The sequence below is a fragment of the Pseudomonas sp. NBRC 111140 genome (assembly GCF_001320885.1).
In the GTDB taxonomy this organism is placed as follows: domain Bacteria; phylum Pseudomonadota; class Gammaproteobacteria; order Pseudomonadales; family Pseudomonadaceae; genus Aquipseudomonas; species Aquipseudomonas putida_P.
This window is the reverse complement of sequence record NZ_BCBQ01000012.1, coordinates 75,367-90,122: the sequence shown is the minus strand read 5'-3', so window position 1 is coordinate 90,122 and position 14,756 is coordinate 75,367. Positions and strand designations below refer to the sequence as shown.

General features: G+C 62.8%; 8 protein-coding genes. 5 read left to right on the top strand and 3 right to left on the bottom strand.

Translation table 11 applies throughout. The features are described from left to right. Positions 1–1,415 (top strand): AMP-binding protein (locus tag APH42_RS06295; RefSeq protein WP_060492958.1); only part of this gene is annotated, 1,415 nt, incomplete at its 5' end. A 332-nt stretch (positions 1,416–1,747) separates the two neighbouring features. Next, the gene (fadD1, locus tag APH42_RS06290; RefSeq protein ID WP_012273630.1) at positions 1,748–3,445 is read left to right on the top strand and encodes a long-chain-fatty-acid--CoA ligase FadD1; all 1,698 of its coding nucleotides are present in this window, start codon (positions 1,748–1,750) and stop codon (positions 3,443–3,445) included. A 79-nt stretch (positions 3,446–3,524) separates the two neighbouring features. On the opposite strand, the gene APH42_RS06285 is transcribed toward fadD1, so the two are convergent. Together APH42_RS06285 and APH42_RS06280 are read right to left on the bottom strand one after the other, a co-directional pair. Beyond that, positions 3,525–4,832: an FAD-binding oxidoreductase gene (locus tag APH42_RS06285; RefSeq protein WP_060492954.1), complete on the bottom strand. Its 1,308-nt coding sequence runs from the start codon at positions 4,830–4,832 to the stop codon at positions 3,525–3,527. Between the two features lie 24 nt (positions 4,833–4,856). Further along, positions 4,857–6,221 (bottom strand): glutamine synthetase family protein, encoded by a 1,365-nt coding sequence (locus tag APH42_RS06280; RefSeq protein WP_060492957.1) that lies wholly within the window; start codon positions 6,219–6,221, stop codon positions 4,857–4,859. Positions 6,222–6,715: 494 nt separating this feature from the next. Here APH42_RS06280 and hrpA point away from each other — a divergent pair, with 494 nt between their 5' ends. Next, positions 6,716–10,621: an ATP-dependent RNA helicase HrpA gene (hrpA, locus tag APH42_RS06275; RefSeq protein WP_060492953.1), complete on the top strand. Its 3,906-nt coding sequence runs from the start codon at positions 6,716–6,718 to the stop codon at positions 10,619–10,621. Positions 10,622–10,857: 236 nt separating this feature from the next. Next, complete coding sequence (locus tag APH42_RS06270) at positions 10,858–11,979, top strand: beta-ketoacyl-ACP synthase III (protein ID WP_060492952.1); 1,122 nt, start codon at positions 10,858–10,860, stop codon at positions 11,977–11,979. A gap of 116 nt (positions 11,980–12,095) precedes the next feature. Here the strand turns inward: APH42_RS06270 and APH42_RS06265 are convergent, their stop codons facing one another. Further along, on the bottom strand, positions 12,096–13,340 hold the full coding sequence (locus APH42_RS06265; RefSeq protein WP_012273625.1) for a putative porin: 1,245 nt from the start codon (positions 13,338–13,340) through the stop codon (positions 12,096–12,098). A 262-nt stretch (positions 13,341–13,602) separates the two neighbouring features. Here APH42_RS06265 and APH42_RS06260 point away from each other — a divergent pair, with 262 nt between their 5' ends. Continuing rightward, a complete protein-coding gene (locus tag APH42_RS06260) occupies positions 13,603–14,730 on the top strand; it encodes a GNAT family N-acetyltransferase (protein ID WP_060492956.1) in 1,128 nt (375 codons plus the stop codon). The last annotated feature ends 26 nt before the right edge of the window (positions 14,731–14,756 follow it).

The window sequence follows — 14,756 nt, the reverse complement described above, 5'->3', positions numbered from 1 at the left end:
TGTTCGGTGCCATGCGCGCCGGGCTGATCGTGGTCAACACCAACCCGCTGTACACCGAGCGCGAGATGCGCCACCAGTTCAAGGACAGCGGCGCCCGTGCGCTGGTGTACCTGAACATGTTCGGCAAGCGCGTGCAGGAAGTGCTGCCCGATACCGGTATCGAATACCTGATCGAGGCGAAGATGGGCGACCTGCTGCCCACCGCCAAGGGCTGGCTGGTCAACACCGTGGTCGACAAGCTGAAGAAGATGGTGCCGGCCTACAATTTGCCCCAGGCGGTGCCGTTCAAGCAGGTGCTGCGCGAGGGCCGTGGGCTGTCGCCCAAGCCCGTGCCGCTGAACCTCGACGACATCGCCGTGCTGCAGTACACCGGCGGCACCACCGGCCTGGCCAAGGGCGCCATGCTCACCCACGGCAACCTGGTGGCCAACATGCTGCAGGTGCTGGCGTGCTTCTCGCAGCACGGCCCCGATGGGCAGAAGCTGCTCAAGGACGGCCAGGAGGTGATGATCGCGCCCCTGCCGCTTTACCACATCTATGCCTTTACCGCGAACTGCATGTGCATGATGGTCACCGGCAACCACAACGTGCTGATTACCAACCCTCGGGATATTCCCGGCTTCATCAAGGAGCTGGGCAAGTGGCGATTCTCTGCGTTGCTGGGCCTCAACACCCTGTTTGTTGCGCTGATGGACCATCCTGGTTTCCGCCAGCTGGATTTCTCGGCGCTGAAAGTCACCAACTCCGGCGGTACGGCGCTGGTCAAGGCAACCGCCGAGCGCTGGGAAGCCCTTACCGGGTGCCGCATCGTCGAAGGCTACGGCCTGACCGAAACCTCGCCTGTGGCCAGCACCAACCCCTATGGTCAATTGGCGCGCCTGGGCACAGTGGGTATTCCGGTGGCGGGTACGGCATTCAAGGTCATTGATGATGACGGCAACGAAATGCCGCTGGGCGAGCGCGGCGAGTTGTGCATCAAGGGGCCACAGGTGATGAAGGGTTACTGGCAGCAGCCCGAGGCCACGGCCCAGGCCCTGGATGCCGAAGGCTGGTTCAAGACCGGTGACATCGCGGTGATCGACCCGGACGGCTTCACCCGCATCGTCGATCGCAAGAAGGACATGATCATCGTCTCGGGTTTCAACGTGTACCCCAACGAGATCGAGGACGTGGTGATGGGCCACCCCAAGGTCGCCAACTGTGCAGCCATCGGCGTGCCGGACGACCGCTCCGGCGAGGCGGTGAAGCTGTTCGTGGTGCCGCGCGAGGGCGGGCTGAGCGTGGATGAGCTCAAGGCCTACTGCAAGGCCAACTTCACCGGCTACAAAGTACCCAAGCACATCGTGCTGCGCGAGTCGTTGCCGATGACGCCGGTAGGCAAGATTCTGCGACGGGAGTTGCGCGACATCGCTTGAGGTAAGTGTTGGCTACTTTGCGAGCAAGCCCGCTCCTACGTCGGTCTTTGTAGGAGCGGGCTTGCCCGCGATTGCCTCGAACAGCTCTAACAGGCCAATTACAGCCTGATCTGCGACATTTTGGTTAAAAACTCTAAAAATGACCTGTATTGTTCATTGAGTCATTTTTGTGACCGCAAGGCCTGTTTTGGCCTCTAGGCGACCCCAGGCAAAGCTGTTACTCTCGGCCCGCTTTCAGATGATCCGGTTTGCAACGAACCGTCATCTCATATCAATAATAAGCGCATCGACGCGTGAATCGAACTTCGCTGTTGCTGAAGGAGTGGGCTTCCATGATCGAAAATTTTTGGAAGGATAAGTACCCAGCCGGGATTACGGCGGAAATCAATCCTGACGAATTCCCCAATATCCAGGCAGTACTCAAGCAATCCTGCCAACGCTTTGCCGACAAACCGGCCTTTAGCAACCTGGGCAAGACTATCACTTATGGCGAGTTGTATGCGCTGTCGGGGGCGTTTGCCGCCTGGCTGCAGCAGCATACCGACCTCAAGCCGGGTGACCGCATTGCCGTGCAACTGCCCAATGTCCTGCAATACCCGGTCGCGGTCTTCGGCGCCATGCGTGCCGGGCTGATCGTGGTCAATACCAACCCGCTGTATACCGCGCGGGAGATGGAACATCAGTTCAACGACTCCGGCGCCAAGGCCCTGGTGTGCCTGGCCAACATGGCCCACCTGGCCGAAAAGGTGGTACCCAAGACCCAGGTCAAACACGTCATCGTCACTGAAGTGGCCGACCTGCTGCCGCCGCTTAAGCGCCTGTTGATCAACAGCGTGATCAAGTACGTGAAGAAGATGGTGCCGGCCTACAGCCTGCCACAAGCCGTGCGCTTCAACGACGCCCTGGCGTTGGGCAAGGGCCAGCCGGTTACCGAGGCCAACCCGCAGGCCAACGATGTGGCCGTGCTGCAATACACCGGCGGTACGACCGGCGTGGCCAAAGGCGCCATGCTGACCCATCGCAACCTGGTGGCCAACATGCTGCAGTGCCGGGCGCTGATGGGCTCGAACCTGCACGAAGGCTGCGAGATCCTCATCACCCCGCTGCCGCTGTACCACATCTATGCCTTTACCTTCCATTGCATGGCGATGATGCTGATCGGCAACCACAACGTGCTGATCAGCAACCCGCGTGACCTGCCGGCCATGGTCAAGGAACTGGGCAAGTGGAAGTTCAGCGGTTTTGTCGGCCTCAACACACTGTTCGTTGCCCTGTGCAACAACGAGGCGTTCCGTGCCCTGGACTTCTCGGCGCTGAAAATCACCCTGTCGGGTGGTATGGCCCTGCAACTGAGCGTGGCCGAGCGCTGGAAGGCCGTTACTGGTTGCGCCATCTGCGAAGGTTACGGCATGACCGAAACCAGCCCGGTGGCGGCAGTGAACCCGGCGGAGGCCAACCAGGTGGGCACCATCGGTATTCCGGTGCCATCGACCCTGTGCAAGATCATCGACGACGCCGGCAACGAGCTACCGCTGGGCGAAGTGGGCGAGCTGTGTGTGAAGGGCCCGCAGGTGATGAAGGGCTACTGGCAGCGCGAAGACGCCACTGCCGAGATTCTCGACAGCGAAGGCTGGCTGAAGACCGGTGACATCGCCCTGATCCAGGCGGACGGTTACATGCGCATCGTCGACCGCAAGAAGGACATGATCCTGGTTTCTGGCTTCAACGTGTACCCCAACGAGCTGGAAGACGTGCTGGCGGCCCTGCCGGGCGTGCTGCAGTGTGCAGCCATTGGTGTGCCGGACGAGAAGTCGGGTGAAGTGATCAAGGTATTCATCGTGGTCAAGCCGGGCATGACCGTGACCAAGGAGCAGGTGATGGAGCACATGCGTGCCAACGTTACCGGCTACAAGGTGCCGCGCCAGATCGAGTTCCGCGACGCACTGCCGACCACCAACGTGGGCAAGATCCTGCGCCGCGAATTGCGCGATGAAGAACTGAAGAAGCAAGGCTTGAAGAAGATCGCCTGATCAGAAGCCTGCACGGCCAGTGTGGGAGCGGCGCAAGGCCGCTCTCACACTGGCCGAGATACTTCTAGAGAAGGTGAAATCAGCGCAGTTTTTCAAGCATCTGGTAGTACCACATCCCCGCCGCCAGCAGCGGGTTCCCCAACAAGTCCCCCATCGGCACCCGCACATGCTTGCACTGGGCAAAGGTGTCGAACTTCTCCAGCGTCCCGGTCAACGCCTCGGCCATGATCTCGCCCATGATGTGGCTGGTGGCAATGCCATGCCCCGAATAACCCTGGCAATACCACACGTTGTCCGACAGCTTGCCCAACTGCGGGATGCGGTTGACCACGATACCCATGGCGCAGCTCCACTGGAACTCGATCGGCACGCCTTTCAATGCCGGGAAGGTGCGCTCGATGCACGGGCGCAGTTCGCCTTCGATGTTCCGTGAGTCACGGCCGGAATAGTTGGCGCCACCGCCGAACAACAAGCGCTTGTCGGCGGTCAGGCGGTAGTAGTCGAGCACGAAGCGGCAGTCGTACACCGCCAAGTCCTGCGGGTTGATCTGTTCGGCCAGCTCACCCAGCGGCGCAGTGGTGACGATGCCGCCCATGGCCGGGAAGATCTTGCCCTTGAGCTGGCGCTTTTCCAGTTTGTGATACACGTCGCCGGCCAGCATCACCTGGCGTGCCTCGACCCTGCCGTGGGCAGTGACTACCGCCGGGCGCGGGCCATGGACGATGTCCAGCACTTCGGAGTTTTCGAAAATCAGTGCGCCCAGGCTGTGCGCAGCTCGGGCTTCACCCAGGCACAGGTTGAGCGGGTGCAGGTGCAAATTGCGCAGGTTTTTCAACGCGCCCAGGTACAACGGGCTTTGCAGGTGCTCGGCCACGGCAGCGCGGTCGAGCAGTTGCACCTGCTCGCCCATGCCACGCCGACGGGCCTCGGCCTCGAATGCGCGCAGCTCGTTCATGTGCGAGGGCTTCATCGCCGCATGCAGATGGCCGTGCTTGAGGTCGCAATCGATGCCATAGCGCGCCACGCGTTGCTCGATCACCTGGTGCCCGCGCCAGCGCAAGCGCCAGATGAAGTCATCGACTTCGCTGCCCAGGTGGCTGCGCATCTGCGAGCGCATGGCCTCGTCGCCCGACAGGCTGCCGGTGACCTGGCCGCCATTGCGCCCGCTGGCGCCCCAGCCGATGCGGTTGGTTTCGACGATGGCGACCTTCAGGCCTCGCTCGGCCAGCTCTACCGCGGTGGCTACGCCAGTGAAGCCACCGCCGATGATGGCTACATCCACCTGTACGGTACCCTTGAGTTGGGGGTACTCGGTGTGGTCGTTGAGGGTGGCGGTGTAGTAGGACGGCGCGCGCTGCGCCGGGCCGTTGTTCAATGCTGCGTTCATGGGTGTTCCTTGTTATGTAGGGGCTCAGGCCTGGTGCAGGTACCAGCGCCAGTCCTGTTCGCTGACTTCGGCCATGAACTGGCGGTACTCGGCGCGCTTGACCTTCAGGTACACGCCAAGGAAGTCTGCGCCCAATGCTTCACGGGCCCAATGGGAGTTTTGCAGGGCGTCGAGGGCGGTCAGCCAGTCGGTGGGCAGGTGTTCGGTGGCCTGGGCATAGCCGTTGCCTTCGACCGGTGCGCCAGGGTCCAGCTGTTCGCGGATGCCTCGGTGGCTGGCTGCAAGGATCGCGGCTGCAGCCAGGTAAGGGTTGGCATCGGCGCCGCAGATGCGGTGTTCCACATGTCGGCTGTTGGCCGGGCCGCCTGGCACGCGCAGGCTCACGGTGCGGTTGTCCACGCCCCAGGTCGGCGCCAGGGGCGCATAGCTGTTGGCCTGGAAGCGGCGGAACGAGTTGGCGTTGGGGCAGAACAGCAGCAGCGAGTCGCGCAGGTGGCGCAGCATGCCAGCCACCGCCTGGCGCAGCAACGGGGTGCCGGCTTTGTCTTCGCTGGCGAACAGGTTGTTGCCCGCGCTGTCGGCCAGGCTCAGGTGCATGTGCATGCCGGTGCCGGCCAGTTGCGCGAATGGCTTGGCCATGAAACAAGCCTGCATGCCGTGGGCATGGGCCACACCTTTCACCAGGCGCTTGTAGCGCACCGCCTGGTCCATCGCCTGCAGTGCATCGCCGTGCTCGAGGGTGATTTCCACCTGGCCGGGGGCGTACTCGGAGATGGCCGTGCGCGCAGGGATGCCCTGGGCCTTGCAGGCGGCGTACAGGTCGGCGAGAAACGGCTCGATCTGCTCCAGTTCGCGCAAGCCATAGACCTGAGTGCTGCGAGGGCGACCGCCATCGTTGTCCAGCGCCGGTTGCGGGCGGCCCTGGGCATCACGCTGCTGGTCGAGCAGGTAGAACTCCAGTTCGCAGGCCATCACCGGGTGATAGCCGTCGGCCTTCAATGCTTCGATGGTGCGCAGCAGCACATGGCGTGGGTCGGCGATGCTCGCCGGCAGGCCCTCGCTCGGGTGCATGCTCACCTGCACGGCGGCGGTAGGCACCCGGCGCCAGGGCAGGCGCACCAGGCTGCCGTCAAGCGGGTAGGCGCGGCAGTCGATATCGCCGACGTCCCACACAAGGCCTGAGTTTTCCACGTCGTCGCCGTTCAGGGTCAGGCCGAGGATGGTGCTGGGCAGTGGCCGGCCGGTCTGGTACACGGCCAGCAGTTCGTCGCGGTGCAGCAGCTTGCCGCGTGGTGCGCCGTTGGCGTCGAGGATGAACAGCTCGAACAGCTCGATATCGGGGTTGTCGGCCAGGAAACGGGTAGCCTGCTCTACGGGTGCAAAGTGCATGATGGATTCGCTCACGAGCGCACAGGGCCTCCGCGCAAGCAGGCGGCCCAGTTGAGTCAAACGGCCAGGGGGAGGCCGGGTTTGGTCACAATGGCGTCAGCGAAGTGTCCGGTGGGCGTGCGTGGCGGCAGTGCCACAGGGCCCAGAAGGCGAGGATGACATGCACCAGCGGATTTTCCCCGGCACGTCTCCGGGCCTTCGCTAGCGAAGGGCGGCACGACGGTGGGGCGATGGGCTGGGCGGGAGTCATGCCTTTGATACTCACATGCGGCGTAAGGTTGATTAAAGCAGTGAATGGCAACCTTTACATCGTACCTGGCTAAACATTGCCTGGAAGGCCGCTCGTTCAATGTGGGAGCGGCCCTTTCGCGACTCAAGGCCGCTCCCACAGGGATCGTGCAGGCAGCAGAAAATCGGCAAATCTGCGACAATCGCCCGACTTACCGAATGCCGATCATGAAAAAGCAGGCTCACCTGCATCACTAAAAAGCCCCATGACTGACCACGCCATCGACAAACTGCTGCAAAACCTCGACCACGCCATGATTGCCGACCGTCATCGTCTGCGCCGGCAACTGCACGAACTGCGCAAGCGTCCCGATGAGGCAAAGCTGGCGCAGTGGGTGGAAAAGGTCCAGGCCTCCTGCGCCCAGGTCACCGCGCGCCAGCAAAGCGTGCCAACCGTGCGCTACGACGACAACCTGCCGATCGCCGCCAAGCGTGAGGAGATCAAGAAGGCCCTGGCCGAACACCAGGTGCTGGTGATTGCCGGTGAAACCGGCTCGGGCAAGACCACCCAGTTGCCGAAGATCTGCCTGGAACTGGGCCGTGGCAGCCATGGGTTGATCGCCCACACCCAGCCACGCCGGATCGCCGCGCGCAGCGTGGCGGCGCGGGTCGCCGAAGAGCTGGGCACACCCTTGGGCGGGCTGGTTGGCTACCAGGTGCGCTTCGAAGACCAGAGCGATGCCAACACCCTGGTCAAGCTGATGACTGATGGCATCCTGCTGGCTGAAACCCAGCATGACCGCTTCCTCGAGCGCTACGACACGATCATCGTCGACGAGGCCCACGAGCGCAGCCTGAACATCGACTTCCTGCTCGGCTACCTGAAGACGCTGCTGCATCGCCGGCCGGACCTGAAACTGATCATCACTTCGGCCACCATCGACCTGGAGCGCTTCTCCAAACACTTTGACGGCGCGCCGATCATCGAGGTGTCCGGGCGCACCTTCCCGGTGGAAACCTGGTACCGCCCGCTGACCAGCGAGCAGGACGAGGAAGGTAACCAGATCGAGGACGACCTCACCGTCGACCAGGCCATCCTCGCCACCCTGGATGAAGTGGCGCAGCATGAGCGCAGCGAGGGCAAAAGCCCCGGCGATGTGCTGATCTTCCTGCCGGGCGAGCGGGAAATCCGCGATGCCGCGGAGATCCTGCGCAAGGCGCAATTGCGCCACACCGAGATTCTGCCGCTGTACGCGCGGCTGTCGCCTGCCGAACAGCAGCGCATTTTCCAGCCGCACACCGGGCGCCGCGTGGTGCTGGCCACCAACGTCGCCGAAACCTCGCTGACCGTACCTGGCATCCGCTATGTGATCGACACCGGTACCGCGCGGATCAGCCGCTACAGCTACCGCGCCAAGGTCCAGCGCCTGCCCATCGAAGCGGTGTCGCAGGCCAGCGCCAACCAGCGCAAGGGCCGTTGCGGCCGGGTCGAACCGGGCATATGCGTGCGGCTGTACAGCGAAGAGGATTTCAACAGCCGGCCAGCGTTCACCGACCCAGAGATCCTGCGCACCAACCTGGCGGCGGTGATCCTGCAGATGCTGCACCTGCGCCTGGGCGCTATCGATGCCTTCCCGTTCATCGAGCCGCCGGATGGCAAGGCCATCAGCGACGGCTTCAACCTGCTGCAGGAGCTTTCGGCGGTCAACCGCGAGAACCAGCTGACGCCTATCGGCCGCCAGCTGGCGCGTTTGCCAATCGACCCAAGGTTAGGCCGCATGCTGCTCGAAGGCGCACGCCAGGGCAGCTTGCAGGAAGTGCTGATCGTCACCAGTGCGTTGTCGGTGCAGGACCCGCGCGAACGCCCGCCAGAGCGCCAGCAGGCCGCCGACCAGGCGCACGCACAGTGGAAAGACGTGGACTCCGACTTCGCCGCGCTGGTCAACCTGTGGCGTGGTTTTGAGGAACAGCGCCAGGCATTGACCGCCAACCCGCTGCGCAACTGGTGCCGCAAGCACTTCCTGAACTACTTGCGCCTGCGTGAGTGGCGCGATGCCCATCGTCAGCTGGCGCTGATCTGCCGCGACCTGCAGTTGACGGTGAACAAGGAACCGACCGACTACCAGAAGCTGCACAAGGCGATCCTTAGCGGGCTGCTCAGCCAGATCGGCCAGAAGACCGAAGAAGGCGACTACCAAGGCGCCCGCCAGCGGCGCTTCTGGGTGCACCCGTCGTCGGGCCTGGGGCGCAAGCGCCCGCAGTGGGTAATGGCTGCCGAGCTGGTCGAAACCACCAAGCTGTATGCACGCATGGTGGCCAAGATCGAACCGGACTGGATCGAGCCGCTGGCCGGTCACCTGATCAAGAAGAACCACTTCGAGCCGCACTGGGAGAAGAAGCGCGGGCAGGTGGTGGCCTATGAGCAGATCACCCTCTACGGGCTGATTCTGGTCGGCCGTCGGCCTGTGCATTACGGCCCGATCGACCCGGTCACCGCACGCGAGCTGTTCATCCGTGAAGGCCTGGTGGGCGGCGAGATTCAGTCACGGGCCAAGTGCCTGGCGGCCAACAAACGCCTGCTTGAAGAGCTCGACGAGCTGGAGGCCAAGGCTCGTCGGCGCGACATCCTGGCTGACGAAGAAACGCTTTATGCCTTCTACGAAGCGCGTCTGCCGGCGGAAATCCATCAGACCGCGACCTTCGACAGCTGGTACCGCATGGGCAGCCAGAAGGACGCCAACCTGTTGATCATGCGCGAGGAAGACGTGCTGGCCCGTGAGGCTAGCGAAGTGACCGCCGCGCAGTACCCTGACAGCCTGCAAGTGGGCGAGCTGCGCCTGCCGCTGAGTTACCACTTCGAGCCCGGCCACCCCCGCGATGGCGTTACCGTGCGGGTGCCGGCGCCGCTGCTGCCAAGCTTGCCGGGCGAGCGCCTGGAATGGTTGGTGCCAGGCCTGCTGGAGGCCAAGTGCGTGGCGCTGGTGCGCAACCTGCCCAAGGCCCTGCGCAAGAACTTCGTACCGGTGCCGGACTTCGTCAAGGCGTCGCTGGCGCGCATGACCTTCGGCCAAGGGGCACTGCCGCAGGCCCTGGGCCAGGAGCTGTTGCGCATGACCGGTGCGCGCGTGCCGGACGAGGCCTGGGACGAATCGGTCAACTTGGTCGAAGGCCATCTGCGCATGAACATCGAGGTGGTCGATGGCCAGGGCAAGTTCCTGGGCGAAGGCCGTGACCTGGCCGAACTGACCGCGCGCTTTGCTGCCGCCAGTCAGGCTGCCCTGGCCGTGCCGCGTGATGCGAAAAGCGAACAGCCGGTGCAGGCCAAGGCCTTCAGCGAAGTGAAGCAGACCGCTCAGCAGAAGATCGCCGGCCTGTCGATGACCGTGTACCCGGCGCTGGTGGAAGACAACGGCACTGTACGTGAAGGGCGCTTCTCGACCCAGGCCGAAGCCGAGTTCCAACACCGCCGAGCATTGCAACGGCTGTTGTTGCAGCAATTGGCCGAGCCGGCCAAGTTTCTGCGTGGCAAGCTGCCGGGGCTGACTGAACTGGGCCTGCTGTACCGTGAATTGGGCCGGGTCGAGGCGCTGGTCGAAGACATTCTGCTGGCCAGCCTGGACAGTTGCATCCTCGAAGGCGAGCAACCGTTGCCACGTGATGGTGCGGCCTTGGCCGGGCTGGCCGAGCGTAAGCGCGGTAGCTGGGCCGAGCATGCCGAGCGCCTAGCACGCCAGACGCTGGAGGTGTTGAAACTGTGGCATGGCCTGCAGAAGCGCTTCAAGGGCAAGATCGACCTGAGCCAGGCGGTGGCACTGAACGACATCAAGCAGCAGTTGGGCAACCTGGTTTACCCGGGCTTCGTGCGCGAAACGCCAGGGGCCTGGTTCAAGGAACTGCCGCGTTACCTCAAGGCGGTGGAACTGCGCCTGGAGAAGCTGGGGTCGCAAGTGCAGAAGGACCGGGTGTGGAGCGGTGAGCTGGCCAACCTGTGGGCGCAGTACAAGGCCCGTGCCGACAAGCATGCCCAGGAAGGCAAGCGCGATGAGCAACTGGCCTTGTACCGCTGGTGGCTGGAGGAATATCGGGTGTCGCTGTTTGCCCAGCAGCTGGGGACCAAGGTGCCGATTTCCGACAAAAGATTGAGCAAACAATGGAGTCAGGTGGAAGGCTAAACTTCCACAGTTGTGGCAATATTGATGCAATTTGGGGCCGCTTTGCGGCCCTTCGCGGGCACGCCCGCTCCCACAGGTACAGCAGTGTTCTCGGGGGCGACGCGATCCTTGTAGGAGCGGGCTTGCCCGCGAACGAGGGCGCAGCCCTCGCCTTTAAATTGGTACTAAAGTGCCATTATCCTGTCATGTTTCCAGCCAGCGCCCTGTGGCGATGGCCTTTGACCAGAGGAACGACCGTGCATAACGTCGTGATCAGCGGCACCGGCCTGTACACCCCGGCCCAGAGCATTTCCAACGAAGAACTGGTGGCCTCCTTCAACGCCTGGTCGCAGCAATTCAACCAGGACAACGCCGCCGCCATCGAGCGTGGTGAAGTCGAAGCGGCGCCGCTGTCCGATGCGGCATTCATCGAAAAGGCCTCCGGCATCAAAAGCCGCTTTGTCATGGACAAGGCCGGTATCCTCGACCCGCAGCGTATGAAGCCGCGCCTGCCAGAGCGCAGCAACGATGAGCCGTCGGTGCTCTGCGAAATGGCCGTGGCTGCTGCCCGCCAGGCCCTGGAGCGCGCTGGGCGCACCGCTGCCGATGTCGACGGGGTGATCGTCGCCTGCTCCAACCTGCAGCGCCCGTACCCGGCCATTGCCATCGAGGTGCAGCAGACGCTGGGTATCCAGGGCTTTGCCTTCGACATGAACGTGGCGTGTTCGTCGGCCACCTTCGGCATCCAGACCGCCGCCAACAGCGTGGCCCTGGGCCAGGCCCGGGCAGTGCTGATGGTCAACCCGGAGGTGTGCACCGGCCACCTGAACTTCCGTGACCGTGACAGCCATTTCATTTTCGGTGATGCCGCCACCGCGGTACTGATCGAGCGTGCCGACCAGGCCACCTCGGCGCACCAGTTCGACATCGTCAGCAGCAAGCTGTGGACCGAGTTCTCCAACAACATCCGCAACAACTTCGGTTTCCTCAACCGTGCGGCGGAAGAGGGCGAAGGCGCAGCGGACAAGCTGTTCATCCAGGAAGGCCGCAAGGTGTTCCGCGAGGTGTGCCCGAAAGTGGCCGAGCTGATCGGTGAGCACCTGCAGGAAAACGGCCTGCAACCGAGCGATGTGAAGCGTTTCTGGCTGCACCAGGCCAACCTCAGCATGAACCACCTGATCGTCAAGAAACTGCTGGGACGTGAAGTGGCCGAGCAAGATGCACCGGTGATTCTGGACCGTTACGCCAATACCAGTTCGGCCGGGTCGGTGATTGCCTTCCACCTGTACCAGGATGACCTGCCCAAGGGCTCGCTGGGTGTGTTGAGCTCGTTTGGTGCGGGGTATTCGATTGGTAGCGTGATTCTGCGCAAGCGCTGATTGCTTGGGGCCGCTTTGCGGCCCATTCGCAGCACAGTTTCACAGGCAAAAAAAAGCGGGAAACGCCGGATGGGGTCGGCGTTTCCCGCTTCAGGTGAAGCAGAGGCGTTTGCAGCTTAGAACTTGGCTTCCAGGTCTACCTGCAGGGTGTCTACGTCAGCATCGCTGTTCGGCAGGTTGGAGTAGTCGGTCTTGGCCATCATGTAGGCCGCGCCCAGGGCGAAGTTCTTGTCGATTTCGTAACCCACTTTGAACTTGTGGCCACGGGAACCGGTGAAACCGTTGCCGAAGTCAGAGTCGGTGAACAGGCTGACGACACCGTTGCGCTGCACGTCGCGGTAGTTGTAGTCCAGGCTCCAGGCACCGATCTTGCTCTTCAGGCCGGCCAGCCATGCCTTGTCCTTGCCATCGGTGCTTTCGGTGTTCTTGACGAACTGGCCGTAAGCCGACAGAGGGATGGCGAAGCCGGTAAAGTCGACCTGACCGAAGCCTTCCACCAGGTTGAATTCGTCGGTAGTGTTGCCCAGCGAGCGCAAGGCTGCCGAGGCCTTGTCGTTGTCGTAGCCGTAGATGCTGCCACCAACGGTAACCTTGACGGTATCCGCCGCGTTGAACTTGGTACCCAGCTGGGCCGCATACAGCTGTGCGTCGTGCTTGAACTGCACGCCGTCGCCGTCGACGTTGTCCTTCAGGTTGTAGTGGCCGATGCTGCCGAACACTTCGGCCGGGCCGAGGTTGGTCTTGTAGGTGGCGGCCACACCTTCCGGGTTGATGTCGCTGTCCCAGATGATGTCGCCCATGCTCACCCATGGCTGCATCATCTTGCCGCCGATCAGGTGCAGGTTCGGCACGGCGGTCGGGTGCCAGTCGAGGTAGGCCAGGTCGACCCACAGCGATTTCTTCTCGAAGTAGTTGTCCAGACTCTGGTTGGTCGAGCGGGCGTCGGCGCTGCTGCCGGTGGCCACACGCACACCGGCGTCGACCTGCGGGTTGATCTCGCTGTAGAAGCCGACACGGGCACGTACGCGCTCACGGTCCTGGTTACCACTGCGGGAGATCGGGTTGTCGACGTTGACGTCTTCGTAGCGCAGGCGCACGTCACCCTTGATCTGGGTCTTGGCGGCCCATGCCACTTTTTGTTCAAAGGAGCTCATACGTTCGGACTGAGCTTTCTGGTCGGCCTTTTCCTTGGTTTCTTTTGCCAGGTCGCCCTGCAGTTCGTTGTACTGCGCCTGGTTGATCGAGCCATTGGCGCGGAGCATTTCGAGCAGCTTGGCGTCGACAGCAGCACTGGCCGGGGCGCTCAGAGCCAGCATCATGCCGGTGAGGCTCACTCCGGTAAGTGTAGAAACAAGACGCATAAGGTTCTCCCTACTGAAAAAAATGGGGGAGGCTCAAGCGCCTGCCCCTGCGTTGGCATGTCTTCGGAAAGGGCCTGAATAGACAGGTTCTGGGGTTCCGGAAAACAGGCGCAAGTATTGCGGGGGGCAATGACAGATTAATGTCTAATTAGTGGCACTGTTGTTAAGTAATTGAGAATAAAAGGATCAGCCTGGCGATCGTCATTTGAGTGGCGGGCATTCCTTGGGGATACTGAAGGCCTTCAGACAGCGAGCCGAAACCGTGACCAGCCTGTACAGCCTTGCCCATTTACGTGATCTTCCGGCGACCACCTGGGATGCCCTGGTGCCAGCCGGTCAACCGTTCCTGCGCCATGCGTTTCTCAGTGCCATGGAGGACAGCGGCAGCGTGGCGCGCAACACCGGCTGGGCCGCCGAGCACCTGGTGCTGGAGCGTGACGGGCAGGTAAGGGCGCTGTTGCCGGCGTACCGCAAGTGGCACTCGTTTGGCGAGTACGTGTTCGATCATGGCTGGGCCGATGCCTGTGAGCGGGCCGGCATCGCCTACTACCCCAAGTTGCTCGGCGCGGTGCCGTTCAGCCCGGTCAGCGGGCCACGCCTGCTGGCGGCTGACCCGGCTGACGGCTTGCTGATGCTGCAGGCCCTGCCGGAGTATCTGGGCAAGGGCGGGCTATCCGGTGCGCACATCAATTTCACCGACCCGGCACTGGATGCGCAGCTGGCTGGCTTGCCTGGCTGGATGGAACGCCTGGGTTGCCAGTTTCACTGGCAAAACAGAGGGTATCGCGACTTCCAGGACTTTCTCGACAGCCTCAGCTCACGCAAGCGCAAACAGATGCGCAAGGAGCGCGAGCAGGTGGCGGGGCAGGGCATCGACTTTCGCTGGTACCGCGGCGATGAGCTGGACGAGGCGCAGTGGGATTTCGTCTTCCTGTGTTATGCCAACACCTATGCGGTGCGCCGCCGTGCACCTTACCTGACCCGCGATTTTTTCAGCCTGCTGGCCGAGCGCATGCCCGAGGCCGTGCGTGTGGTAATGGCGCGCCAGGGCGGGCGTGATGTGGCGATGGCCTTGAGCCTGGTAGGTGGCGACAGCCTGTTCGGCCGTTACTGGGGCTGCCTGGATGAGTTCGACCGGCTGCATTTCGAGACGTGTTTCTACCAGGGCATGGACTTTGCCATTGCCGAGGGCTATCAGCGTTTCGATGCCGGGGCACAGGGTGAGCACAAGCTGATTCGCGGGTTCGAGCCGGTGTTGACGCGCTCCTGGCATTACCTGCTGCACCCAGGACTACGGCGGGCGGTGGAGGAATTTCTGCAGCAGGAGCGGGAAGGGGTGAAGGGGTATGCCGAGGAGGCCAGGGAGATGTTGCCCTATCGTCGGGACTGAGTTGTTTCAGGCTGTCACCCATCCTG